We start from the raw sequence: 23931 nt of genomic DNA on the forward strand, positions 1-23931 counted from the left end.
CGCCATCTCGCCGGAACACGCCCGAGGACCCCAATGATTGCAAACGTGCCCGCGTTCTCCCCCGACACGACGCACCTGCCGCCGGACCACCCGAAGGTGGCCTTCGGCCGCATCGGCGTGCTCATCGTCAATCTCGGCACGCCGGAGGCCACCGACTACTGGTCCATGCGGGCCTATTTGAAGGAATTCCTCTCCGACCGGCGGGTGATCGAGGTGAACCGTGCCCTGTGGTGGTTCGTGCTCAACGCCATCATCCTCACCAGGCGCCCCGGCCCCAAGGGCCGCGACTATGCCAGCATCTGGAACCATGAGCGCAACGAAGGCCCGCTGAAGACCATCACCCGCGACCAGGCGGAGAAGCTGGCGGGGCATCTTGCGGGCCTTGATTCGCGCATCGTGGTGGATTTCGCCATGCGCTACGGCAAGCCGCCCATCGCCGAGCGCCTCGCAGCGCTCCAGGCGCAGGGCTGCGAGCGCATCCTCCTGGTGCCGCTCTATCCGCAATATTCCGCCGCCACCTCCGCCACCGTCTGCGACAAGGCCTTTGATGCGCTCAAACAGATGCGCTGGCAGCCGACCCTGCGCGTCGCCCCGCCCTGGCACGACGACGCGGTCTATATCGACGCGCTGGCCACATCGCTGGAGCGGCACCTGGCGGCCCTCGATTTCGAACCGGAGGTGATCCTCGCCTCCTTCCACGGGGTGCCGAAATCCTATCTGCTGAAGGGCGATCCCTATCATTGCCAGTGCGCCAAGACCGCCCGCCTGCTGCGCGCGCGGCTGGGACTGGACGAGAAGCACTTCCGCCTCACCTTCCAGTCCCGCTTCGGCCGCGAGGAATGGCTGCGCCCCTACACCGACGAGACGGTGAAGGCGCTGGCGGAAAGCGGGGTGAAGCGGCTCGCCGTGGTCAATCCCGGCTTCGTGGCCGACTGCCTGGAGACGCTGGAGGAGATCGGGGTGGAGAACCGCGAGATCTTCGAGCACCACGGCGGGGAGAAATTCGCCGCCATCCCCTGCCTGAATGCCGACGCCGAGGGCATGCGCGTGCTCGCCCACGTGGTGGAGCGGGAGTTGAAGGGATGGGTAGGGTAGGCGCCCACCGCGCAACGAGAAACCTCCACGGGATGTGAATTTTTTCAGCGGAGCAGGAGCCAAACGGCTTCCGCTCCGCTAAAAGGCCGCAACCCCTTTGGAAGGACGCAAATGAGCGAGATCACCCTGCGGCGCGCCTGCCTGGCGCAGGTCCGCGAAATGGCGCAGCGCAGCGAAATCGTCTACGCCCCCGCGGGGTCGCGCTGCACCAGTGCCCGCCGGGCCGGCCCCATGCAGAAGATCGACCCCCGCGCGCTCATTTCCCGCAAGACCACCCGCAAGGGCTGAGCCTTAAACCATCGGCCTTTTGTCGTTGACCGAGGCCAAGTGGGTCCGCTCAAGCGCCGCGCGGGCTTGACCAATGGCCCATGAGCCAAGCTCACGCGCCGTAGGCATTACTCCCCCTCCGGCTCCACCTTGCCGGCTTCCCAGCCGAGTATGGCGCGCTTGCGGGTCAGGCCCCAGTGGTAGCCGGTGAGGTCGCCGCTCTTGCCGATGACCCGGTGGCACGGCACCACGAAGGAAATGGGGTTCTTGCCCACCGCCGCGCCCACCGCCCGCGCCGCCTTCGGCCGGCCCACGTGCTCGGCGATGGTGGAATAGGTGGTGGCAAGGCCCATGGGGATGCGCAGCAGCGTCTCCCACACCCTGATCTCGAAATCCGTGCCGATGAACACGATGCGCAGGGGCTGGTCGCCCCGCCAGGACGCGGGATCGAAGATGCGCGCCACCAAAGGCGCGGTGGCGGTGGGGTCTTCCACATAGGTGGCGTTGGGCCAGCGGGCGCGCATGTCGGCCAGCGCGGCCGCCTCCTCGCCCACGTCGGCGAAGGCGAGGCCGCACAGGCCGCGCGGCGTGGACATGGCCAGCGCCAGCCCGAACGGTGAGGGATGGAAGCCGAAGCGCACCACCAGCCCCGCCCCGCCGGTCTTCCACTCCCCCGGCGACATGGCCTCGTGCACCACGAACAGGTCGTGCAGGCGGCCGGGGCCGGACAGGCCCAGCTCGAAGGCCGCGTCCAGCACGTTCGGGCATTGCGAGACGATGCGGCGGGCCCGGTCGAGCGTCACCGCCTGGAGGAAGGCCTTGGGGGTCAGCCCGCACCAGCGGCGGAACAGGTCGGTGAGGGCGCGGGCGGAGACGCCGGCGGCGGTGGCGATCTCCTCCACCTCCGGCTGCTGGCGCACATGGCGGGAAATATACTCCACCGCCCGGCGCACCACGTCATAGTCGCGGGCGGCGATGGCCAGCGGGGTGGCCGGCGTCGCGGTCATCCGGCCTCCAAGAACGGACAAATCGGGAGCGGACAAATCGAGGGCGGGGCAATCGAGCGCCAGCACGGGGCATCTCCTTCAGGTCGAGCGTGGCCCATCTCACCAGAGCCGGCAAGCTGCGCCCACCCGATTTCGCCGCCCCGCGCCGGACGCCGGCCACGACCGTTGCTCAGGCCGGGTCGCGCTTGATGGCCAGTGGGCCGAAGGTCTGCTGGGACGACATGGACTGGATGCGGTTGATGTTCACATGCCGCGGCAGGGTGCAGGCGAAGAACACCTGCTCGGCGATGTCCTCGCCGGTCATGGGCGTGGCGCCGGCATAGACCTTGTCGGCCCGCTCCTTGTCGCCGCCGAAGCGGACCACGGAGAACTCGGTCTCGGTGAGGCCCGGCTCGATGTTGGTGACGCGCACCCCGGTGCCGGCCACGTCCGCCCACACGTTCAGCGAGAACTGCTTCACGAAGGCCTTGGTGGCGCCGTAGACGTTGGCGCCGGGATAGGAATAGTCGCCGGCGATGGAGCCGGTGAACACCAGGTGCCCCTCCTTGCGCGCCACCATGGCCGGCAGGCTCGCCCGCACGGTCACGAGAAGGCCGGTGATGTTGGTGTCCACCATGGTCTTCCACTCATCGAGGTCGGCCGCGTAGGCGGGCTCGAGGCCGAGGGCGAGGCCGGCATTGGCGAACACCACGTTATAGGCGTCGAACGGCGCCGGCAGGCTGGAGAAGGCCGCGAAGGTCGCCTTCTCGTCGCGCACGTCCAGCACCAGCGGATGGATGAGGGCGCCGAACTCGGCCTTCAGCGCCTCGAGCCGCTCCGCCCGGCGGCCCACTGCCACCACCCGCGCGCCCACGCTCGCGAAGCGGCGCACCGTCGCCGCGCCGATGCCGGAGGTGGCGCCGGTGACAAGAAGGGTCAGGGTGCTGGGATCGAGCATGGACATGGGGCAGCTCCGGCAAGCGAAGAAGGAAATGGACTCTGGCGAGACGGTAAGGGCCTGCTGATTAACCCGCCTTAACCATCGCGTCCATCCGCCACCCTATAACGGTATCAAGGTGAGGTCATGGCCTTGGTGCTGCCATGTTCTGCCGAAAGGGTGCCCGCTGTTACAGCCGGCAACGGAGTTCGCCTTCGGGCCGGCTGTGACCCGAACGTTGATGGCGCCCTTCCGGGCTTTTCCGCAGGTGGCGGAGGCTTGGATGACGCGCTAGGTTTGCGGGCACGTCCGGAGTGCGTTGAATGAAGGTGGTTCTGGTATCGGCGGCCCTGTCGCTGACCATCGGTGCATTGGCACTCGGCGGTTGCAGCACAGAGCTTGACGGCTTCGGGGCGAAGCCGTCCGCCGTGGCGAGCAATCGGGTTCTCACGGCGCCCACCGGTTCGGTGGAGAGCGCGCCGGCGCCCCAGAACGTCTCGGCCTCCACGGCGGAGACCGCCACCAGCGCCATCACGCCGCGCTCCACCGCCGCCAACGTGCCGCTCACCCCGCCTGCGGCCAATCCCGGCGGCACCGCCTATGCGCCCAGCGTCGCGCAAGGCCAGCTGTCCGGCGCCTGGACCTTCTCCTGGGACGACGGGCGCAATTCCTGCCCGCTGCGCCTGAGCACCGACCGCGGCCTTTCCGGCCTCTCGGCCCAGGCCGACGTCTCCTGCCCCAGCGAGATCTTCATGACCAAGGGCTGGGATACCATGGGCCCGGATATCGTGCTCCAGAACCATCAGGGCAAGGTCACGGCCCGGCTCCAGCCGTCCGGCCCCAACCGCTATGTGGGCCTCATTTCCGAGAGCAACCAGAAAGTCACGCTCAGCCGGTGACCCCCACCCGCTGGCCCTCACCCGCTGACGATGGTCTTCTCCCGTTCGCCGAAGCGCTCCTCGAACACCAGGTCGTCCAGCGCCAGCCTTTTGCGCCAGCCGGCGCGCTCAAGGTCGGGCGTGTGCGCGAAATGGTCCACATAGCCCATGCACAGCAGGGCGATGGGCACGATGGGATCGGGGATGGCGAGGATGCGGTGCAGGTCCGCAAGGGCGAGGATCGAGACCCAGCCCACCCCCAGGTTTTCCGCCCGCGCCGCCAGCCAGATGTTCTCGACCGCGCAGACGGTGGAATAGATATCCATCTCGCTCTGGTGGGTGCGTCCCAGCACCACCGGCCCGGCCCGCTCCCGCTCGCAGGTCACGCACAGCAAGAGTGGCGCCTCGCGCAGGCCTTCAAGCTTGAGCGAGCGGTAGAGGTCGGCCCGCTCGCCCTCGAACAGGGCGGCCGCCTCGGCGTTGGCGCGGGTGAAGGCGGCGTGCAGAGCCTCCTTGGTGGCGCTCTCGCGGATGACGATGAAGTTCCACGGCTGCAGGAACCCCACCGAGGGTGCCGCATGGCCCGCCGCCAGCACGCGGGCGAGCACGTCGGGCGGCACCGGATCGGGCAGGAAGTTGCGCCGCACGTCCCGCCGCTCGCGGATGCAGCGGTAGATGGCGGCGCGCTCTTCCGGCGAGAAGTTGTCGTCCTCCATCATCCGGGCGCCCCCCTTTTGGCTTCGCGGCATTCGACGGCGCGCGTTCTATCGTTACGTTTAGAGGGCGATTCACCGAGCAAATTGATTGAATTTGCTCGGATCGCGCTCCAGCCATTGACGGCCAGTGGGCGGCAAGCGGGCTCCGAGGTCAATCCCTGCCGATGAGGCATGCCACGGCGGAGCGCCAGGCCGCGAGCCGCGCGGCGCGCACCTCGGCCGGCATGGCCGGCACGAACCGCCGCTCCAGCCGCCAGCCCTGCGCGAAGATGTCCGGCGGCGGGAAGAAGCCGCATTGCAGGCCGGCGAGATAGGCGGCGCCCAGAACGGTCGCTTCCGCTTCCGCCGGCCGGTCCACCGCCGCGCCGAGGAGGTCGGCGAGGCGCTGCATGGTGAAATCGGAACGGGTCATGCCGCCGTCCACCCGCAGCACGGTGGCGTCGCCCTGCCCCGGCCAGTCCGCATGCATGGCATCGATGAGGTCACAGGTCTGGAAGCACACCGCCTCCAGCGCCGCCCGCGCCAGTTCCGCCGGCCCGGTGGCGCGGGTGAGGCCGAACAGGGCCCCGCGCACCTCCGGTCGCCAATAGGGCGCGCCGAGCCCCACGAAGGCCGGCACCAGGATCACGTCCTGCCCCTCGTCCGCCTCGGCGGCGAGGCGGTCGCTCTCGGCGGCATGGGAGATGATCTTCAGCCCGTCGCGCAGCCATTGCACCGCCGCGCCGGCAACGAAGATGGAGCCTTCCAGGGCATAGGTGCGCCGGCCGTCGATCTGGTAGGCGATGGTGGTGATGAGGCGGTGTCGCGAGGCCACCGGCGTTGCGCCCGTATTGAGCAGGGCGAAGCAGCCGGTGCCGTAGGTGGACTTCACCATGCCCGGCTTAAAGCACGCCTGCCCCACCATGGCCGCCTGCTGATCCCCCGCCATGCCGCGGATGGGGATGGACGCGCCAAACAGGTCCGGATCGGTGTCGCCGAACTCGGCCGCGCAGTCGCGCACCTCCGGCAGCAGCGCGCGGGGCACCCCGAACAGGGCGAGCAGGTCGTCGTCCCAGGCGCCGGTGTGGATGTCGAACAGCATGGTGCGCGAGGCATTGGTGGCGTCGGTGGCATGCACCCGCCCGCCGGTGAGGCGGAACAGGAGGAAGCTGTCCACCGTGCCGAAGGCCAGTTCGCCCTTCTCCGCTCGCGCCCGGGCGCCCGGCACCGTGTCGAGGATGTGGGCGATCTTGGTGGCGGAAAAGTAGGGGTCGATGAGCAGGCCGGTGCGGGCGCGGACCAGCGCGCCATGGCCTTCGCCCTCCAGGCGCGCGCAGGTGTCCGCCGTACGCCGGTCCTGCCAGACGATGGCGCGGTGGATGGCGCGGCCGGTGGCGCGCTCCCACACCAGCGTCGTCTCGCGCTGGTTGGTGATGCCGATGGCGGCGATGTCGGATGGCCCCGCCCCCGCCTGTTTCAGCACCGCGCGGCAGCAGGACAGCACCGTATTCCAGATGTCCTCCGCCTCCTGCTCCACCGCGCCGGAGGCGGGGAAGTGCTGGGGCAGTTCCTCCTGCGCCAGGGCGGCGATGGTGCCGTCGCGGCGCACCAGCAAAGCGCGCGAGGAGGTGGTGCCCTGGTCGATGGCGAGGATGTAGGCGGCCAAAGGATCCTCCCGGATGGTTGTCTTCAGCCGCCGCGCCGGGCGGCCATGTAGGCGTCGAGCGCCCGCGCCTCGGCGTGAGAGGTGCGCAGGCCGAGCTTGGAGCGGCGCCAGAGCACGTCCTCGGCGGTCATGGCCCATTCCTGGTCCATCAGCCAGTCCACCTCGCGACTGCACAGATGCGCACCGAACCAGTCGCCGAGGTCGTCCTCGTGCATCACGCCTTCCAGCAGGCGGAAGCTTGAGGTGCCATAGGCCCGCGCGAGGCGCTTGAGCAGGGCCGGATCGAGGGCGGGAAAGGTGCGGCGCAGGCTTTTCAGCAGATGCTCGAACCCCTGCCGCGGGAAATCCCCGCCCGGCAGAGGCACCTTGCCCGTAAAGGCCGGCCCCAGCACCGGCAGATGGGGGGCAAGGTGCGCCAGCGCAGCCTCGGCGAGGCGGCGATAGGTGGTGATCTTGCCGCCGAACACGGACAGCAGCGGCGCCCCGCCCTCCGGCGCGTCGAGGGACAGCACATAGTCGCGGGTGGCTTCCTGCGCCTTGCCCGCACCGTCGTCGTACAGGGCGCGCACGCCGCTATAGGCCCACACCACCTGCGCCGGCGCGACCGAGGCGGCGAAATAGCCGCTCGCCGCCGCGCACAGATAGGCCACCTCATCGGGGCTCGCCACCGCGTCCTCCGGCCGGCCGTCATAGTCGAGGTCGGTGGTGCCGATGAGGGTGAAGTCGCCCTCATAGGGAATGGCGAACACGATGCGCCCGTCCCCGTTCTGGAACAGGTAGCAGCGATCGTGCGCGAACAGGCGGTGCACCACGATATGGCTGCCCTTGACGAGGCGCAGGCGGGCGCTCGCCTTGAGTTGCAACACCTCCAGCACCTGCCCGGCCCAGGGGCCGGCGGCATCCACCAGCGCGCGGGCGCGCACGCACTGCCGCCCCGCCGCGCTGTCCACCGCGATCTCCCACACACCATCGGCGCGATGGGCGCCCACCACCCTGGTGCGCGGACGGATCCAGGCGCCCCGGTCCGCCGCATCGCGGGCGTTGAGCACCACGAGGCGGGCGTCCTCCACCCAGCAGTCGGAATATTCGAACGCCGTGCCGAGACCGGGGCGCAGCGGCAGCCCGGCAGGGTCGTGCCTCAGGTCCAGCGTGCGCGTGGGCGGCAGCAGGCGGCGGCCGCCCATATGGTCGTAGAGGAACAGGCCGAGGCGCAGCATCCACGCCGGGCGCAGGCCGGGATGGTGGGGCAGCACGAAGCGCAGCGGCCAGATGATGTGGGGGGCGATGCCCCACAGCACCTCGCGCTCGGCCAGCGCCTCCCGCACCAGGCGGAAGGCATAATGTTCCAGATAGCGCAGCCCGCCATGGATAAGCTTGGTGGAGGCGGACGAGGTGCCGGAGGCCAGGTCCGCCTGCTCGAACAGCACCACCGACAGGCCGCGCCCCGCCGCATCGCGGGCGATGCCGGCGCCATTGATGCCGCCGCCGATGATGGCGAGGTCGAAGACGCGCGTGGTTTCCTCCATCCCCGCCTCCCCCCGGTCTCCCGGCTGCGCCCATCGTCGCGACACCGGACTCACCGCCCCATCCCGCCAGACGATGCCGCGCCGGGCGGCGGCGTCAACTGGGCCATCGCCCGTTTCCCGGACCAGCGACGGCGCAGCCGGAGCGCCGAGCCGGGATCCAGCGCAAGACTCCTGCGCAGCAGGCAATGAGATGTCCCGACGGCGAAGCAAAAAGCGCCTTCGGCAGAGTCTTGCGCTGGGCCCCGGCTCTCCTTCCGCTGCCGCTCCAGTCGGCCGGGGCGCGGGGTTGCCCGACACCGAGGTGACGCCAAGCTTACGAAAGCTAAAGCCCGATCAGCCCGCCGGCGGTGAAGCCGCCGTCCACATTCAGGGTCTGCCCGGTGATGAAGGAGGACTTGGTCTCGTCCAGCAGGAAGGCGATGCCGCCGGCCACCTCGGAGGGAACGGCATAGCGGCGCATGGGCACGGTCTTCATCCAGCCGGCGCGGGCCTCCGCCGTGTGCATGGCCTTCACCATGGGCGTCTCGATGGGGCCGGGGGCGATGCCGTTCACCCGGATATTGAAGGGCGCGAACTCCACGGCGAGGATCTGCGTCAGCACCAGCACGCCGCCCTTGGAGGCGCCATAGGCCGAGCGGCCGAGATTGCCCCTGATGCCCGAGACCGAGGCGATGTTGACGATGGCGCCGCCGCCATTCTCCTTCATCACCCGCGCCGCCTCGCGTGCCACCAGGAAGGTGCCGACGAGGTTCACGTCGAGGATCTCGCGGAACAGCGCCACCGAGGTGTCCAGCGCCGGCACGTCGCGGGCGATGCCGGCGGAATTCACCACGCCCCACAGCGGGCCGAAGTCCCGTTGCGTGCGGGTGACGAGGTCCACCACCTGCGCCTCGTCGGAGATGTCGACCACCTCGACGCGGACGCGGTCGCCATGGACGGCAAGCTGCGCCCGCGCCTTCTCCACGGCCGCTTCGTCGATATCGGCCGCGACCACGCGCCAGCCTTCCGCCAGAAGCGCCTCCACCGCGGCGAGGCCGATGCCCGAGGCGCCTCCCGTCACGATCACGCTTCGCGTCCTGCTCATCATGTCTCTCCCTTGGAGCTTCTGTTCTGTGTTCGGCTGGATTCAGGCCGGGCGGGTGACGGGCGGCGGCTCCAGCTGGCCGCGTTCGGCCAGGGCCTCGCGCACCATCTTTTTGGTGATCTTGCCGTAGGCGGATTTCGGCAGCGCATCCCAGAAATGGATGCGGCGGGGCATCTTGTAGCGGGCGACCTTGCCGTCGAGGAAGGCGATCAGCTCGTCTTCGGCAAGGCTTGCCCCCTCGCGCAGCACGCACACCGCCACCCCCACCTCGCCCCACATGGGGTCCGGCACGCCGAGGATGGCCACCTCCGCCACCGCCGGATGGGTGAGCACCTTCTCTTCCACCTCGCGCGGATAGACGTTGGAGCCGCCCGAGATATACATGTCGGAGGCGCGGCCGGTGATGTAGACGAAGCCCTCGGCGTCCATGTGGCCGAGGTCGCCGGTGCGGAACCAGCCGTCGCGGAACGCCTTCGCATTGGCTTCCGGGTTGTCGTAATAGCCGGCGAACACGGCCGGGCCGCAGACGCAGATTTCCCCGGTCTCGAAGGGCTGCACCTCCTCCCCCGCATCGTTCTGGATCTGCACCTGGATGCCGGTGCGCTCGAAGCCGCAGGTGCCGAGCTTCACGTCGGGACCATCTTCGGGATCATGCAGCGCCGGCGGCAGCACGGTGATGTTGCCGGTGACCTCGCCCAGCCCGAAATACTGCACCAGAACCTTGCCCAGCGCCTTCAGCGCCCGCTTCTGGTCCTCCCGATACATGGGCGCGCCGGCATAGATGACGTAGCGCAGGGAGGAATGGTCGTATTTGGCCACGGACGGATGCTCGGCCAGCAGCTTGGTGATGGTGGGCACGGTGAACATGTTGGTCACGCGCCACTCTTCCACCAGCCGCCACGCCTCGGCGGGGTCGAACTTCTCGGACGGCAGGAGGATGGTCTTCACTGCCCGCGCCACCTGCACCAATTGGTGCACGCCCGCCCCGTGGGACAGCGGCGCCACCACCAGGGAGGCGTCGGCATTTGTGGTGCCGGGCATCAGGTCGCACAGATGGTTGGTGATGACGAAGGCCATCTGGCCGTGGGTGAGCACCGCCGCCTTGGGCCGCCCGGTGGTGCCGGAGGTGAAGAAGAACCAGCACGGGTCATCGTGCTCCACGTCCGCCACCTTCACCTTTTCCCCGAGGCGGGCGGCGACGAGATCGGCATAGTCCGGCCCGAAACCGGCGCCGCCGATGGCGATCACCGCCGCAACGGACGGCGCCTCGGCCAGCACGGCGGGCACATGGTCGGGGAAATCGGCGTGGCAGATCATCAGCCGCGCCCCCGAGGCGGAGGCGAGATAGGCCACCTCCCCCGGGGTCTGGCGGAAATTGGTGGGCACCCACACCGCGCCGATCCGGAAGGCGGCGAACATGCTCTCGAACATTTCGAGGCAGTTCTTGGACTGCACCAGGATGCGGTCGCCCTTGCCCACCCCGCGCTGGGCAAGTTCCGCGGCCATGGCATCCACCCGCGCCTCCATCTCGCCCCAGGTCACGGTGCGCGCGCCGTCCACGAAACCGATCTCGTCCGGGAAGCGCCGCGCCGCCTGCCGCAGCACATGGGACAGGTTCATCACCCGCCGGCTGGAGCGGGCGACCCCGCCCTTGGGGGCGTCGGCGGGCGGGGGCTCGACCGGCTCAGAAGACTCAGAAGGTTCAGAAGACTCAGAAGGCTCAGAAGACATGGGCATCACTCAGTGTGAGAGAGCCGGGGTGGGGGCACCCCTGCGGGACGAACAGGGAGGACAGGACGGCGGCGCTGGCGGTTCAGGATGCGCGGCATCACGGCGCCGCCTTGGCAGCGGCACGCCCGTGGGGGCGCACCGTGGGGAGATGCTCGCCGGCCGAGCGGCGGCCGAGGGCGGATTCCAGCGCTTGCGCCTCGCGCTTCAGCAGGGGCACCAATTCCAGCTGCCGCTCCGGCGAGAGCCGGCTTTCGATGGCGGCGATGGACAGCGCGCCGAGGGGCCGCCCGTCCGGCCCCAGCACCGGCACGCCGATGCCCCAGGAACCTGCCACATAGAGCCCGGGATTGAGCGCATAGCCGCGGGCGCGGGCATCGGCCACCTGCGCGCGCAGCACCTCCACGCCGTAGCCGGGATAATGGCCTTCCAGCGCCTCGGCATTGGCGGCGAGCATGCGTTCCACCTCCGCGTCCGGCAATGCGGCGAGCAGCGCGAGCCCGCCCGCGCCGATGCCCAGCGGATGCCGGTCACCCGCCTGCAGCACATGGGTGCGAATGGGCCAGGTGCCCTCCTCCCGGTGCAGGCACACGCAGAAGGCGCCGCGGGGCACGGAGAGGAAGGCGCAGTCACCGCTGGTGCGGGCGAGGCGGGCGAGGCCGTCGAGCGCGAGGGCATGGATGCCGAAGCGGGTGCCGGCCAGGGTGCCGAGCACATAGGCTTCCGGCCCCACATGATAGCGCCGCGTCACCTCGTCCTGGTCGAGCAGGCCGGTGCGCACCAGCGCCAGCAGCACCCGCCGCACGGTGGGCTTGGGCAGGCCGCACAGCCGCACCAGATCGCTGAGCCGCGCGCCTTCGGGGGCCGCGCGGCCCACCGTCAGAAGCAGCGCCACCGCCCGCTCGATGCTCTGCGTTCCCCCACCCGCGGCTTCGCCTGCGGATAAGCCACCGGCGCGATCCGGCTCGGGGCCGGACCGGACGGCGGGGGACTTGTGTGCCCGTCCCACGCGCTCTCCCGTGATCCAGTATATGGACCTAGATCTTGATATGGTTGAGACCACCGCAGCGCAGCGTCTTCAACGACCATAATGGGCTTGCGAAAATCCCACAAGCGGGCCAGCATGGGCCGCAGGGATATGAGGTCCATATACTGGACCCAAAGGAAACCGGTCCGAACGGACCGCCAGGAGGAGCTGCCAGCATGATGTTGACCCGTCGCACCCTTTTCAAGGCCGGCGCGGCCGGAGCGCTCTTCAAGGCCGGCGCGGCCGGAGCCCTTGCGGGCGGCGTCTTCGCCCCCTTCGTCGCGCGCGCGCAGGACGCGGAATTCTCCTACAAATACGCCAACAACCTGCCGGTCACGCACCCCATGAACGTGCGCGCGGGCGAGATGGTGGAGAAGATCAAGGCTGAGACGCGGGGCCGCGTCGAGATCAAGGTGTTCCCCTCCAGCCAGCTCGGCGGCGACACCGACATGCTGAGCCAGCTGCGCTCGGGCGGCATCGAGTTCTTCACCCTCTCCCCGCTTATCCTCTCCACCCTGATCCCGAACGCCTCGGTGAGCGGCATCGGCTTCGCCTTCCCTGACTACGCCACCGTGTGGAAGGCCATGGACGGTGATCTCGGCGCCTATGTGCGCGGCCAGATCTCCAAGGCTGGCATCGTCGCCATGGATAATATCTGGGACAACGGCTTCCGCCAGATCACCACCTCCACCCGGCCCATCGAGACCGCCGCCGACCTCAAGGGCCTGAAGATCCGCGTGCCGGTGTCGCCGTTGTGGACCTCCATGTTCCGGGCCTTCGACAGCGCCCCCGCGAGCCTCAACTTCGCCGAGGTCTACACCGCGCTCCAGACCCGCACCGTGGACGCACAGGAGAACCCGCTCGCCATCATCGCCACGGCGAAGCTCTACGAGGTGCAGAAATACTGCTCCATCACCAACCACATGTGGGACGGCTTCTGGTTCCTGGCCAACCGCCGCGCCTTCGAGCGCCTGCCGGACGACCTGCGCGCCATCGTGGCGAAGAACATCAACGCCGCCGGCCTGAAGGAGCGCGAGGACGTGCTCGCGCTCAACAATACCCTGCGCAAGGAACTGAGCGAGAAGGGCCTCACCTTCAACGAGCCCAAGGTGGACTCGTTCCGCGAGCAACTGCGCAAGGCCGGCTTCTATTCCGAGTGGAAGGGCAAGTTCGGCGACGAGGCCTGGTCCATCCTCGAAAGCTATACCGGCAAGCTGTCCTGAGGGCGGCGGTTCGCCGTCCGAAGGGCGCCCGCTCCCCTCCAGCGCGCCATCCCCCGGCGGGTCCGGGGGATCCGCGCTGGCCGGCCGCGACCGCGGGTGAGTGGACGCCCGGGGGCCGATCGGGGCAAGACATCCCCGCATGACACACTGAAAGGCACTCCGCCGGGGCGAACCAGGGCGGCCGTGCGCCTTTTGAATACCGTAACGGAACCCTCGCCATGGCCTCCGCCGACGACCTCCTGCCCCTCGCCGCCGGGACCGACGCGCGCCGCGGCTCGGCCTTCATGCGGCCGGTGGAGGCCCTCGCCGCGCTGCTGCTCGTGGTGGTGGTCGGCCTGCTTTTGGCCGGCGCGCTCTCGCGCTATCTGCTGGCGCTGCCCATCATCTGGGGCGACGAGGTCGCCTCCATCTGCTTCATCTGGCTCGCCATGCTGGGCTCGGTCATCGCCATCGACCGCAACGAGCACCTGCGCCTGACCCTGTTCCTCGGCCTGCTGCCGCGCCATGCCCGACGCTACGTGGATACGCTCGCCCTGCTGCTGGTCGCGGCCCTGCTGCTGGCGCTGGCCTATCCGGCCTACGACTATGCGTCGGAAGAAAGCTTCATCACCCTGCCCGCCCTCGGCATTCCCGGCAGCGTGCGCGCCGCGGCCCTGCCGGTGGGCATCTGCGCCATGGCGGCACTGGCCGTGGCCGCCGCCGTGCGACGCTCCACGGTGCGCGACCTTGCCCTCGCCCTCGGCGTCATCGCCCTGGTGATCGGGGCGCTCTGGCTCGCAAGCCCGGCCCTGATGAAGGCCGGCAACACCGCCATCGTCATCTGCCTCGTGGGCTTCGTGGTGGTGGCGCTGGCGGCCGGCGTGCCCATCGCCTTCTGCTTCGGCATCGGCACCGCCTCCTATCTCGCCTTCGCCACCCGCGTGCCGCTCATCGTGATGATCGGGCGCATGGACGAGGGCATGTCCAGCCTCATCCTGCTGTCGGTGCCGGTGTTCGTGCTGCTCGGCTGCATCCTCGACCATACCGGCATGGGCAAGGCGATCGTGGATTTCCTCGCCTCCCTGCTCGGCCATGTGAAGGCCGGCATGTCCTATGTGCTGCTGGGCTCGCTGTTCGTGGTCTCGGGTATTTCCGGCTCCAAGGTCTCCGACATGGCAACCGTGGCCCCGGCCCTGTTCCCGGAGATGAAGCGGCGCGGCCACAAGCCGAGGGAGATGATCGCGCTCCTCGCCACCGGCGCCGCCATGGCCGATACGGTGCCGCCCTCCATCGTGCTGATCGTGCTCGGCTCGGTGGCGGGGGTGTCCATCGCGGCCCTGTTCACCTCCGGCTTCGTGGTGGCCATGGTGCTACTCGCCGTGCTTGCCGCGCTGGCGCGCCTGAAGGCGCGGGACGAGGACATGACCGGCGTCACCCGCCCCTCCGCCAGCCTGGTCTGGCGCACCCTGCTGGTGGCCGCGCCGGCGCTGGTGCTGCCCTTCCTCATCCGCAGCGCGGTGAGTGGCGGCGTCGCCACCGCCACCGAGGTATCCACCATCGCCGTGGTCTATGCGCTGTTCGTGGGCATGGTGCTTTATGGCGGCATCTCGGCGCGCACCTTCTACCGCATGCTGGTGGAGACGGCGGCCCTCACCGGGGCCATCCTCGTCATCCTCGCCTGCGCGGTGGCCATGGCCTGGGCCATCACCCAGGCCGGCATCGCCAACGAGCTGGCCAGCCTGATGGCGAGCCTGCCCGGCGGCTGGATCGGCTTCATGGCGGTGAGCATCGTGGTGTTCCTGGTGCTGGGCTGCATCCTGGAAGGCCTGCCGGCCATCGTGCTCATGGCGCCGCTGATGTATCCCATCGCCCGCAAGCTGGGTATCAACGACGTGCACTATTCCATGGTCATCGTCACGGCCATGAACATCGGCCTGATGACGCCGCCCATCGGCATCGGCTTCTTCCTCGCCTGCAAGATCGGCAACGTCTCGCCCGACGAGGCCATCGGCGCCATCTGGCCCTATCTGGTGGCGCTGTTCGCCGGGCTGGTGCTGGTGGCGGCGGTGCCGTGGATCTCCATCGGCATGTTGTGAGAGATGGAGCACCGGGCGCGGCAGGGCCCGCACCCGGCGCAAACCTTACGCCGCCGCGTGGCAGCGCTCCAGCGCCCAGCGCACCAGCTTGCGCACATCCGGGTCGGGATCGTCGAAGGCGGCTTCCAGCGCGCCGACGGCGGCGGGATCGGCGATCTCGCCCAGCGCCGCGGCGGCTTCCTTGCGCACATTGCTCAAGGGATGCGACAGCGCCTCCGCCACCACCGGCACGGCGGTGCGGGCCTTCAGCTTGCCGAGCGCGTTCACCGCCTTGGCCTGCACCTGCCAGCTGTCGTCGTTGGCGGCGAGCATCAGCGGGTCCACCGCCTCAGGCAGCCTGGCCTTGCCGATGGAGAAGGCGGCTTCCTCGCGCACCTGCCAATGGGCATCCTTCAGCCCGGCAACGAGGGCGGGCACGCCCGGCGTGCCGCTGCGCACGAACACGAGGGCCGCCATCACCGCCCGGCGCACCGCGGCTTCCGGATCGGTGGCCGCCAGCAGCAGCGCCGGCAGCGCCGCATCCGCCTTCAGGTAGCCGAGCACGCCCAGCGCCTCGCGCCGCACGGCGATCTCCGGATCGCAGAGGGCTTCCAGCGCCACCGGCATGGCGGCGGGGTCCTGCATGTCGCGCAGGGCCCGAAGCGCGGCGGCACGCACGAAGGCCGCCTGCGGACCGCTGCGCTCCTGCGCCCGTTCGATGAGGCGCGGCGCGGAGCCCGGCTCCTTCTTATCGGCGAGGCTCTCGATGGCGGCAAGGCGCACCGCCTCCGCCGCATCGTCCAGCGCCGCGATCAGGCCGAGGGCGGCGGGCAGGCCGGAATGCTCGTCGAGGGCCTTGGCGGCCGCCTCGCGCACGCCGGCATCCTCGTCCTTCAGGCCGGCGAGCAGCAGTTCCACCGCCTGCGGGTCCACGCTCTCGGCGAGGGTGAGCATGGCGACGCGGCGGATGCCGGGGTCGGCGTCGCGGGCGCGCTCCGCCACGGCATCGAAATCGTCGTCGAAATCATCGAACAGGGCCATGGCTCGCCTCAGCGCAGGAGATAGGGGATTTCGACCTTCACCGCCCCGGTGGGGCAGTCCACCTCGCACGGCATGCAGTACCAGCACTCGTCGTACTTCATGTGCGCCTTGCCGGAGGCGGGATTGATGGCGAGCACGTCGAGGGGGCACACGTCGATGCAGACGCGGCAGCCCTTCTCGGCGATGCATTTCTCGTCATCGACCGTGACCGGCACGGAGGTGGGGTGGTTGGCGAACGGCATGGGGCAGGCTCCGAAATCTCGAATTCTGGAAGGTCACTCGGCGGCGAGCGCCGGGGTGCGCAGCTGGTGGTAGGCGCCCATCTCCTCCTCGGGGATGTCGACCACATAGGGATCCACCGCGCGCTTCCTGTTGGCCATGCGGCCGAACTCGTCCTTGTAGAGCAGCGTGTGGCAGAACCAGTTCTCGTTGTCGGTGGCCGGGTGGTCCACGCGCCAGTGGTAGAGGCCCCAGCGGCTCTCGGTGCGGTAGAGCGAGGCGGCGGCGGCCATGTCGGCGCAATCGAGGATGGATTGCAGCTCCAGCGCCCGCATCAATTCATGGGGATCCTTCACGCACACCGCATTGAGATCCTCGCGGATCTCGGCGAAGCGCGCCTGGGCGATGCGATACTTGGCGGTGACCTTCGGCGGCTGGAGATAATCATTCACCAGGCGGCGAGTCTTGAACTCCATCTCGTGGGGGGTCAGGCCATCGTCGCGGCGGGTGGGGGCGAGTACGCGCTCCTGCTCGCGGGCCACATCGGCCTCGTCATAGGCCGGAAGATCAGTGGAGGCGCAGTAATCGGCCGCGTCCTGGCCGGCAATGCCGCCGTTCACGAAGGCGCCGAGCATGTAATTGTGCGGCACGCTCGCCATGTCGCCGGCGGCATAGAGGCCAGCGACCGTGGTGCGGGCATTCTCGTCCACCCACACGCCCGAGGCCGAATGGCCGGAGCAGAAGCCGATTTCGGAGATGTGCATCTCCACCATCTTGTCGCGGTAATTGGTGCCGCGCTTCTCGTGGAAGCGGCCGCGGGAGGGCCGCTCGTTGGAGTGCAGGATGGTCTCGATCTCGGAGATGGTCTCCTCGGCGAGATGGGTCATGTTGAGGAAGACCGGTCCGTTGCCGCTCTGAAGCTCCGAATAGAACTCCTTCATCATCTGGCCGGACCAGTAATCGCACTCGATGAAGCGCTCGCCCTTGTTGTTGGCGGTGTATCCGCCGAACGGGCCGGTGACATAGGCGCAGGCCGGGCCGTTGTAATCCTTGATCAAGGGGTTGATCTGGTAGCATTCGAGGTTCGCGAGGCCCGCGCCCGCATGGTAGGCCATGGCATAGCCGTCGCCGCAATTGGCGGGGTTCTCGTAGGTGCCGAACAGATAGCCGGACGCCGGCAGGCCGAGCCGGCCGGCGGCGCCACAGGCGAGGATGACCGACTTGGCCCGCACCACCAGGAATTCGCCGGTGCGGGTGTTCACCCCCATGGCGCCGGCGATGCGGCCGTCCGGGGCATTCAGCAGGCGGGTGGCCATGTAGCGGTTGGTGACCAGAACCTGGTGCTTGCGCAGCTGGCGGTAGAGCGCTTTCTTGACGTGGTGGCCCTCCGGCATGGGCAACACATAGGTGCCCATGTGGTGCACCTTGCGCACATTGTATTCGCCGGAGCCGTCCTTCTCGAACTTCACGCCGATGGAATCCAGATACTGGATCATCGGGTAGGAGCCGGTGGCATAGGCCATCACCGCCTTCTGGTGGACGATGCCGTCGTTGGCGACGGTGATCTCCTTCACATATTGCTCGGGCGTCGCGTAGCCGGGGATGACGGCGTTGTTCAGCCCGTCCATGCCCATGGAGACGGCGCCGGAGCGCTTCACATTGGCCTTTTCCATGAGGACCACCTTGAGGGAAGGATTCTTCTCCTTGGCCTTGATGGCGGCCATGGGGCCGCCGGTGCCGCCGCCGATGACGAGGATGTCGGCTTCGACGATCTCAGTCTTGATCTCGCTCATGGTTTCACCTCTGGAAGGTCGGGGCCGGCCGCATCCGCCGCGAGGGCGGCGAGATAGGCGAAGGGATAGACCCCGCGCGCATGGCCATCGGAGAAGGACAGGTTGAGCCCGTGCGCCCCGAACGGGGCCACATGGGTGAGGGTGACGCCGGCAAAGTCGGCGGAAAACGTTCCCCGCACCCGGTCGGCCACGCAGGCCGCGCAGCGGCAAGCGGCGCGGAGCGCCGGAGCGCTCAGTGTGGCCCGCAGGGCCGGGGCGCTAAGGGTGGCGCGGAGCGCCGGAGCACTGAGACTGGCCCGAAGGGCCGGAGCACTGAGGGTGGCGCGGAGGGCGGGGGCGCAGAGACTGGCGCGGGGCGCCGGGTCCGCCGCCCGCCCGCCGGAAAAGGCGAGGTGCAGGTGGCGCCGATCGCGATCGAGGCGGATCTCCTCGATCTCGGAACAAGGCTCCGACGGCGCCGGGATGGGCTGGGGGGCAGACGTCATCATGGGAGCGATTGGACATCGCGGCCGCCCCGGCCGATAGCAACTAGTTGCTGGCTGGAGCACTTCCAGGGAGGGCGGCACACGCGGTTGCCAGAGCCTTGGCGGCGCTACCCACCGCCGCCTGCGCTATGGTGCCCGCCGCAGCAACGGGCGAATCCCTCATGGATCAGGTGGAAGCCATCGTCATCGGCGCCGGCGTGGTGGGCCTCGCCATCGCCCGCGCACTGGCCCGGGCCGGCCGCGAGGTAGTGCTGATCGAGGCGGCGGGCGCCATCGGCACCGGCATTTCCGCGCGCAATTCCGAGGTCATCCATGCCGGCATCTATTACGAGCCGGGAAGCCTGAAGGCCGACCTCTGCGTGAAGGGGCGCGATGCCCTCTATGCCTTCTGCGCCAGCCATGGGGTCGGCCATTGCCGCATCGGCAAGCTCATCGTCGCCGCCACTGCGGACGAGGTGGCCTATCTGGAAAAGCTCGCCGCCCATGGCGCCGCCAACGGGGTGGATGACCTTGAGATGCTGGACGGCGCCGCCGCGCGGGCGCTGGAGCCGGCGCTGGATGTGCATGCCGCCCTGTTCTCTCCCTCCACCGGCATCGTGGATTCCCACGGCCTCATGCTGGCGCTGCAAGGCGACACGGAGGCCGCTGGCGGCATGCTGGCCCTCGGCGCCCCCTTCGCCGGGGCGGAGCCGGTGCCGGACGGGCTGATTGTGCGCACGGGGGGCGCAGCGCCCCTGGTGCTGGGCTGCCGCCTGCTGGTGAATGCCGCCGGCCTCGACGCGCCGGGCCTCGCCCGCCGGATCGCCGGCATGCCGGCACACCTCGTGCCCGAGCAGACGCTGGCCAAGGGCAATTACTTCACCTGCGGCCGGAAAGTGCCGTTCAGCCGCCTCATCTATCCGGTGCCGGAGCCGGGCGGGCTGGGCACCCACCTCACCCTCGACCTCGGCGGCCAGGGCCGGTTCGGGCCGGACGTGGAGTGGGTAACGCAGCGGGACTATGGGGTGGACCCGGCCCGCAAGGCCACCATGATGGCCTCCATCCGCCGCTACTGGCCGGATGTGCGGGAGGAGGACCTCGCCCCCGGCTATGCCGGCATCCGTCCCAAGATCCCCGGCCCAGACGGCGGGCCGCAGGATTTCGTCATCCAGGGGCCGGCGATCCACGGCATTGCCGGGCTGGTGAACCTGTTCGGCATCGAATCGCCCGGCCTCACCAGTTGCCTTGCCATCGCGGACAAGGTGCTGGAGGAGACCAAAAAATAAGGGCCGCCCCGAAGGACGGCCCTGAACTTCAGCAGAGCTGAACCGATCCGGCCTCAGGCCAGCTCGGTCTCCTTCTTGCGCTCCTCGCGCTTGCGCTCGTTGGGATCGAGATAGCGCTTGCGCAGGCGAATGGACTTGGGGGTCACCTCCACCAGCTCGTCGTCCTGGATCCAGGCCAGCGCGCGCTCCAGCGTCATGCGGATCGGCGGGGTCAGGCGCACCGCCTCGTCCTTGGAGGTGGTGCGGATGTTGGTGAGCTTCTTGCCCTTGAGCACGTTCACTTCCAGGTCGTTGTCCCGGTTGTGGATGCCCACCAACATGCCCTGGTACACCTTCCAGCCCGGCTCGATGATCATCGGGCCGCGGTCTTCGAGGTTCCACAGGGCATACGCCACCGCCTCGCCCTGCTCGTTGGCGATGAGCACGCCGTTCACGCGGCCGGCGATCTCGCCCTTGTAGGGGGCGTATTCGTGGAACAGCCGGTTCATGATGGCGGTGCCGCGGGTGTCGGTGAGCAGTTCCGACTGGTAGCCGATGAGGCCGCGGGTGGGGGCGTAGAACACCAGGCGCTGGCGGTTGCCGCCGGAGGGGCGCATCTCCACCATCTCGGCGCGGCGCTCGCTCATCTTCTGCACCACGGTGCCGGAATATTCCTCGTCCACGTCGATGAGGACTTCCTCGATGGGCTCCAGCGCCTGGCCGGTGGCCTCATCCTTCTGGAACACCACGCGGGGACGCGACACGGCCAGCTCGAAGCCCTCGCGACGCATGGTCTCGATCAGCACCGCGAGCTGCAGTTCGCCGCGGCCGGAGACGTAGAAGGAATCCTTCTCGGTGGATTCCTCGATCTTGAGCGCCACATTGCCTTCCGCCTCGCGCAGCAGGCGGTCGCGGATGACGCGGCTCGTCACCTTGTCACCCTCGGTGCCCGCCAGCGGCGAGTCGTTCACGATGAAGGTCATGGTGACGGTGGGCGGATCGATGGGCTGGGCCGCCATGGGCTCGGTCACTTCGAGCGCGCAGAAGGTGTCGGCCACCGTGCCCTTGGAGAGGCCGGCGATGGCGATAATGTCGCCCTGCACGCCTTCCTCGATGGGCTGGCGCTCGATGCCGCGGAAGGCGAGGATCTTGGAGACCCGGCCCTGCTCCACCAGCGAGCCGTCCTGCGCCAGCACCTTGATGGCCTGGTTCGGCTTGATGGAGCCGGACGTGATGCGCCCGGTGATCATGCGGCCGAGGAAGGGGTTGGCTTCCAGCAGCGTGCCGATCATGCGGAACGGGCCGTCGTCCACGGTGGGCTCGGGCACGTGCTTCAGCACCAGGTCGAACAAAGGCGCCATGCCCTGGTCGGACGGGCCTTCCGGGCTCTCGGCCATCCAGCCGTTGCGGCCGGAGCCGTAGAGGATGGGGAAGTCGAGCTGCTCGTCGGTGGCGTCCAGCGCCGCGAACAGGTCGAACACCTCGTTGATAACCTCGCCGGCGCGGGCGTCCTGGCGGTCCACCTTGTTGATGGCCACGATGGGCTTGAGGCCGATCTTCAGCGCCTTGCCCACCACGAACTTGGTCTGCGGCATGGGGCCTTCGGCGGCATCCACCAGCACGATGGCACCATCCACCATGTTCAGGATGCGCTCCACCTCGCCGCCGAAGTCGGCGTGGCCGGGGGTGTCCACGATGTTGATGCGCGTGTCCTTCCAGACCACCGAGGTGGCCTTGGCGAGGATGGTGATGCCGCGTTCCTTTTCCAGATCGTTGGAATCCATCACGCGCTCGGCCACGCGCTGGTTCTCGCGGTAGGAGCCCGACTGCTTGAGCAACTCGTCCACCAGCGTGGTCTTGCCGTGGTCGACGTGGGCGATGATGGCGATGTTGCGAAGCTTCATGGTCGTCCAGCACGAAAACGCGGGTCCGAATAACTCGGGCCCGCCGGGAAAGGGATTATTGCGGCGCAAAATACACACAAACCGATCAAGATCAATGCGCGCTGCCGAAACCGGCCGGAATTGGCGCGCGTCTCTTGCCCGCGCGCCGGCTCTGGGCTTGAGAAAAAGCGGTGCGATGGACAAGCGAGCCTGAACGGGAGAATGGCGCCGTGTATTGGTTCCTGGACGGAGAATTCCTGGTCGGTGGGCTGGTCAGCGTCGCCACCATCACCATCCAGGCGCTGGTGACCGTGCTTGTCATCAAGATCGGGCGCATCTCCGCGCGCCATCTGTCCCCGCGCCGCAGGATCGTGACCCTGATCATCATCATGGGTGCGTCGGGGACGCTGCTCATGCTCGCGCATTTCCTGGAAGTGGCGGTCTGGGCCGCCTTGTATGAGCTGGTGGGCGTGATCCAGTCCAAGGATGCCTATTATTTCGCCTTCGTGAACTTCACGACGCTCGGCTACGGCGACATCCTGCCCGAGCACCGCTGGCGCGTTCTGGGTCCCATCACGGCGGCGAACGGGATGCTGCTGTTCGGCTGGTCCACGGCGGTGTTGTTCGCGGTGCTGTCGCGGGCGCTGCGCATCCTGCGTTTGGGCTAAGGCCGCCGGCCCGATCTCGGCTATAGTGGCCGGGTCCAGGGAAAACCCATGCCGCCACTGACGTTACGACAGGATGACGAAGGCCGCCTCGATGCGGGCGAGGTTGCGGCCGCGACAGCCGTGATGGCGCGGCATCCTTATTTTGCCGACTTCCCGCACCCGGTTCTGGCCACCCTCATCGCCAGCGGCGAGAAGATGCTGGTGGCGCCCGGCACGCGCCTCATCCAGCGCGGGGACACCGACACGTTCGCCCTCCTGGTGGTGGAGGGCACCGCCGTCGTCACCATCGACACACCCTATTCCCATATGGAGCTGGCCCGTGTGGAACTGGCCCATCTGTCCGCACCGGCGGTGATCGGCGAGATCGCCGCCTTCACCGGCGTCGCCCGCACCGCCCATGTGGATGCCGCGACCCAACTGACGGCCGTGCGCCTCTCGGCCGAGGCGCTGGACGCGGCGGGCCGCGCCCATCCCGCGCTGCTGTCGGCGGTGATGCGCCAGTTCGGCAGCCGGTTCGAGACCTTCAACCGCGTCTTCGGCTTCTACGCCAATGCGCTCAACGCGCTGGAGCGCCGCGACTTCGACCTGAAGCTGCTGGACGATCTGCGCAATCCCCTGCCCGAGCTGGTGGATTTCTCCCACTCCTTCCGCCGCCTCGCCGAGGCCATCATGACGCGGGTGGCGGAGCGCCGCGAGATGGCCAATGCCGCGGCCATCCAGCGCTCCATGCTGCCGGCTCCCCTCGCCCCGGATCTGCTCGGCGGGCGCGCCGACATCGGCGCCGCCATGCGGCCCGCCAAGGATGTGGGCGGCGACTTCTACGATTATTTCCTCATCGATGCCCGCCACCTGGTGGTCAGCCTCGGCGACGTGGCGGGCAAGGGCACCCCCGCCGCCTTGTTCATGAGCGCCACCCAGACCGCCCTTCGCATGGTGCTGCGGCGGGAGGCCGACCTCTCCACCGCGGTGGCGACCGTGAACGACCTTTTGTGCGCCACCAACGGGGAGGACATGTTCGTCACCCTGTTCTGCGCCGTGATCGATCTTGAGACCGGCGATCTCACCTACTGCAATTGCGGCCACACCGACGCGATGATCCTGCGCGCGGACGGCACCATCGAGCGACCGGCGGCCACCGGCATGGCCCTCGCCATCCTGGAAGGCATGAAGCCCCGCGCCGTCTCAAGCCGCCTTGCCCCGGGCGACCGGCTGTTCCTGTTCTCCGACGGCCTGACGGATGCCATCAACCCGGGCGAAATCTCCTTCGGCGACGCGCGGCTGGAAGCGGCGGCGCTGCGCGCCCTGCACCTGCCGGCCGAGGCTTTCCTCGCCACATTGCTGGATGCCGCCGCCGAGCATTCAGGCACGGCGCCGCAATTCGACGACATGACGGCTCTGGCCGTCACCTTCACGCCCGTGGGCTGAAAGACCC

At 68.8% G+C, this 23931-nt stretch carries 21 protein-coding genes; 8 read left to right on the forward strand and 13 right to left on the reverse strand.

Annotated features, from left to right (window positions below):
- Positions 1-33 precede the first annotated feature (33 nt).
- Both hemH and K9U41_RS00210 read left to right on the forward strand, forming a co-directional pair.
- Positions 34-1095 carry a ferrochelatase gene (gene hemH, locus K9U41_RS00205; protein WP_282638821.1) on the forward strand — a complete coding sequence of 354 codons (1062 nt, stop codon included), beginning with the start codon at positions 34-36 and terminating at the stop codon, positions 1093-1095.
- A 111-nt stretch (positions 1096-1206) separates the two neighbouring features.
- Positions 1207-1383: a hypothetical protein gene (locus K9U41_RS00210; protein ID WP_282638822.1), complete on the forward strand. Its 177-nt coding sequence runs from the start codon at positions 1207-1209 to the stop codon at positions 1381-1383.
- A 107-nt stretch (positions 1384-1490) separates the two neighbouring features.
- Here the strand turns inward: K9U41_RS00210 and K9U41_RS00215 are convergent, their stop codons facing one another.
- Both K9U41_RS00215 and K9U41_RS00220 read right to left on the reverse strand, forming a co-directional pair.
- Positions 1491-2369, reverse strand: a complete 879-nt coding sequence (locus K9U41_RS00215) for a bifunctional helix-turn-helix domain-containing protein/methylated-DNA--[protein]-cysteine S-methyltransferase (RefSeq protein WP_282638823.1) — start codon at positions 2367-2369, stop codon at positions 1491-1493.
- A gap of 169 nt (positions 2370-2538) precedes the next feature.
- Positions 2539-3312, reverse strand: a complete 774-nt coding sequence (locus K9U41_RS00220) for an SDR family NAD(P)-dependent oxidoreductase (RefSeq protein ID WP_282638824.1) — start codon at positions 3310-3312, stop codon at positions 2539-2541.
- Positions 3313-3608: 296 nt separating this feature from the next.
- Between K9U41_RS00220 and K9U41_RS00225 the strand changes: the two genes are divergently transcribed.
- Positions 3609-4184, forward strand: coding sequence for a protease inhibitor Inh/omp19 family protein (locus K9U41_RS00225; protein ID WP_282638825.1), 576 nt, complete (start codon positions 3609-3611; stop codon positions 4182-4184).
- A gap of 17 nt (positions 4185-4201) precedes the next feature.
- Here K9U41_RS00225 and bluB read toward each other — a convergent pair whose 3' ends face one another.
- The 6 genes from bluB to K9U41_RS00255 form a co-directional block, all read right to left on the reverse strand.
- Positions 4202-4882 carry a 5,6-dimethylbenzimidazole synthase gene (gene bluB / locus K9U41_RS00230; RefSeq protein WP_282638826.1) on the reverse strand — a complete coding sequence of 227 codons (681 nt, stop codon included), beginning with the start codon at positions 4880-4882 and terminating at the stop codon, positions 4202-4204.
- A 148-nt stretch (positions 4883-5030) separates the two neighbouring features.
- Positions 5031-6524, reverse strand: a complete 1494-nt coding sequence (glpK, locus tag K9U41_RS00235; RefSeq protein ID WP_282638827.1) for a glycerol kinase GlpK — start codon at positions 6522-6524, stop codon at positions 5031-5033.
- A gap of 23 nt (positions 6525-6547) precedes the next feature.
- Complete coding sequence (gene glpD / locus K9U41_RS00240; protein WP_282638828.1) at positions 6548-8050, reverse strand: glycerol-3-phosphate dehydrogenase; 1503 nt, start codon at positions 8048-8050, stop codon at positions 6548-6550.
- Between the two features lie 322 nt (positions 8051-8372).
- A complete protein-coding gene (locus tag K9U41_RS00245) occupies positions 8373-9134 on the reverse strand; it encodes an SDR family NAD(P)-dependent oxidoreductase (RefSeq protein ID WP_282638829.1) in 762 nt (253 codons plus the stop codon).
- Positions 9135-9176: 42 nt separating this feature from the next.
- Positions 9177-10865, reverse strand: coding sequence for an acyl-CoA synthetase (locus K9U41_RS00250; RefSeq protein ID WP_432715703.1), 1689 nt, complete (start codon positions 10863-10865; stop codon positions 9177-9179).
- Between the two features lie 97 nt (positions 10866-10962).
- Positions 10963-11925, reverse strand: a complete 963-nt coding sequence (locus K9U41_RS00255) for an IclR family transcriptional regulator (RefSeq protein ID WP_349237815.1) — start codon at positions 11923-11925, stop codon at positions 10963-10965.
- A gap of 140 nt (positions 11926-12065) precedes the next feature.
- On the opposite strand from K9U41_RS00255, the gene K9U41_RS00260 reads away from it, so the two are divergent.
- Together K9U41_RS00260 and K9U41_RS00265 are read left to right on the forward strand one after the other, a co-directional pair.
- A complete protein-coding gene (locus tag K9U41_RS00260; RefSeq protein ID WP_282638831.1) occupies positions 12066-13112 on the forward strand; it encodes a TRAP transporter substrate-binding protein in 1047 nt (348 codons plus the stop codon).
- A 218-nt stretch (positions 13113-13330) separates the two neighbouring features.
- Positions 13331-15187 carry a TRAP transporter large permease subunit gene (locus K9U41_RS00265; RefSeq protein ID WP_282638832.1) on the forward strand — a complete coding sequence of 619 codons (1857 nt, stop codon included), beginning with the start codon at positions 13331-13333 and terminating at the stop codon, positions 15185-15187.
- A gap of 45 nt (positions 15188-15232) precedes the next feature.
- Here the strand turns inward: K9U41_RS00265 and K9U41_RS00270 are convergent, their stop codons facing one another.
- The 4 genes from K9U41_RS00270 to K9U41_RS00285 are packed head-to-tail and all read right to left on the reverse strand — an operon-like array spanning position 15233 to position 18707.
- Positions 15233-16207 carry a HEAT repeat domain-containing protein gene (locus K9U41_RS00270; RefSeq protein ID WP_282638833.1) on the reverse strand — a complete coding sequence of 325 codons (975 nt, stop codon included), beginning with the start codon at positions 16205-16207 and terminating at the stop codon, positions 15233-15235.
- 8 nt (positions 16208-16215) lie between these two features.
- The gene (locus tag K9U41_RS00275; protein WP_012114793.1) at positions 16216-16449 is read right to left on the reverse strand and encodes a 4Fe-4S dicluster domain-containing protein; all 234 of its coding nucleotides are present in this window, start codon (positions 16447-16449) and stop codon (positions 16216-16218) included.
- Positions 16450-16482: 33 nt separating this feature from the next.
- Positions 16483-18219, reverse strand: a complete 1737-nt coding sequence (locus tag K9U41_RS00280; protein ID WP_282638835.1) for a fumarate reductase/succinate dehydrogenase flavoprotein subunit — start codon at positions 18217-18219, stop codon at positions 16483-16485.
- Positions 18216-18707: a gamma-butyrobetaine hydroxylase-like domain-containing protein gene (locus K9U41_RS00285; protein WP_282638836.1), complete on the reverse strand. Its 492-nt coding sequence runs from the start codon at positions 18705-18707 to the stop codon at positions 18216-18218. The genes K9U41_RS00280 and K9U41_RS00285 overlap by 4 nt, the downstream gene beginning before the upstream one ends.
- Positions 18708-18865: 158 nt before the next feature.
- Here K9U41_RS00285 and K9U41_RS00290 point away from each other — a divergent pair, with 158 nt between their 5' ends.
- Entirely contained in the window at positions 18866-19969 is a 1104-nt protein-coding gene (locus K9U41_RS00290) for an NAD(P)/FAD-dependent oxidoreductase (protein ID WP_282638837.1), read from the forward strand.
- Positions 19970-20022: 53 nt separating this feature from the next.
- Here the strand turns inward: K9U41_RS00290 and typA are convergent, their stop codons facing one another.
- Positions 20023-21852, reverse strand: coding sequence for a translational GTPase TypA (typA, locus tag K9U41_RS00295; protein ID WP_282638838.1), 1830 nt, complete (start codon positions 21850-21852; stop codon positions 20023-20025).
- 209 nt (positions 21853-22061) lie between these two features.
- On the opposite strand from typA, the gene K9U41_RS00300 reads away from it, so the two are divergent.
- The gene (locus tag K9U41_RS00300) at positions 22062-22499 is read left to right on the forward strand and encodes a potassium channel family protein (protein ID WP_282638840.1); all 438 of its coding nucleotides are present in this window, start codon (positions 22062-22064) and stop codon (positions 22497-22499) included.
- Positions 22500-22547: 48 nt separating this feature from the next.
- Positions 22548-23924, forward strand: coding sequence for a PP2C family protein-serine/threonine phosphatase (locus K9U41_RS00305; RefSeq protein WP_282638841.1), 1377 nt, complete (start codon positions 22548-22550; stop codon positions 23922-23924).
- The last annotated feature ends 7 nt before the right edge of the window (positions 23925-23931 follow it).

The organism is Xanthobacter autotrophicus (genome assembly GCF_029991245.1).
GTDB lineage: Bacteria > Pseudomonadota > Alphaproteobacteria > Rhizobiales > Xanthobacteraceae > Xanthobacter > Xanthobacter autotrophicus_C.

Coding starts and splice junctions, on each gene's coding strand:
- hemH (WP_282638821.1), top strand. CDS start 34: ATGATTGCAAACGTGCCCGCGTTCTCCCCCGACACGACGCACCTGCCG.
- K9U41_RS00245 (WP_282638829.1), bottom strand. CDS start 9,134: ATGAGCAGGACGCGAAGCGTGATCGTGACGGGAGGCGCCTCGGGCATC.
- K9U41_RS00270 (WP_282638833.1), bottom strand. CDS start 16,207: ATGGCCCTGTTCGATGATTTCGACGACGATTTCGATGCCGTGGCGGAG.
- K9U41_RS00210 (WP_282638822.1), top strand. CDS start 1,207: ATGAGCGAGATCACCCTGCGGCGCGCCTGCCTGGCGCAGGTCCGCGAA.
- typA (WP_282638838.1), bottom strand. CDS start 21,852: ATGAAGCTTCGCAACATCGCCATCATCGCCCACGTCGACCACGGCAAG.
- K9U41_RS00290 (WP_282638837.1), top strand. CDS start 18,866: ATGGATCAGGTGGAAGCCATCGTCATCGGCGCCGGCGTGGTGGGCCTC.
- K9U41_RS00265 (WP_282638832.1), top strand. CDS start 13,331: ATGGCCTCCGCCGACGACCTCCTGCCCCTCGCCGCCGGGACCGACGCG.
- K9U41_RS00220 (WP_282638824.1), bottom strand. CDS start 3,312: ATGTCCATGCTCGATCCCAGCACCCTGACCCTTCTTGTCACCGGCGCC.
- K9U41_RS00260 (WP_282638831.1), top strand. CDS start 12,066: ATGATGTTGACCCGTCGCACCCTTTTCAAGGCCGGCGCGGCCGGAGCG.
- K9U41_RS00250 (WP_432715703.1), bottom strand. CDS start 10,865: ATGTCTTCTGAGCCTTCTGAGTCTTCTGAACCTTCTGAGTCTTCTGAG.
- K9U41_RS00275 (WP_012114793.1), bottom strand. CDS start 16,449: ATGCCGTTCGCCAACCACCCCACCTCCGTGCCGGTCACGGTCGATGAC.
- K9U41_RS00305 (WP_282638841.1), top strand. CDS start 22,548: ATGCCGCCACTGACGTTACGACAGGATGACGAAGGCCGCCTCGATGCG.
- K9U41_RS00215 (WP_282638823.1), bottom strand. CDS start 2,369: ATGACCGCGACGCCGGCCACCCCGCTGGCCATCGCCGCCCGCGACTAT.
- K9U41_RS00280 (WP_282638835.1), bottom strand. CDS start 18,219: ATGAGCGAGATCAAGACTGAGATCGTCGAAGCCGACATCCTCGTCATC.
- K9U41_RS00285 (WP_282638836.1), bottom strand. CDS start 18,707: ATGATGACGTCTGCCCCCCAGCCCATCCCGGCGCCGTCGGAGCCTTGT.
- glpD (WP_282638828.1), bottom strand. CDS start 8,050: ATGGAGGAAACCACGCGCGTCTTCGACCTCGCCATCATCGGCGGCGGC.
- K9U41_RS00225 (WP_282638825.1), top strand. CDS start 3,609: ATGAAGGTGGTTCTGGTATCGGCGGCCCTGTCGCTGACCATCGGTGCA.
- bluB (WP_282638826.1), bottom strand. CDS start 4,882: ATGATGGAGGACGACAACTTCTCGCCGGAAGAGCGCGCCGCCATCTAC.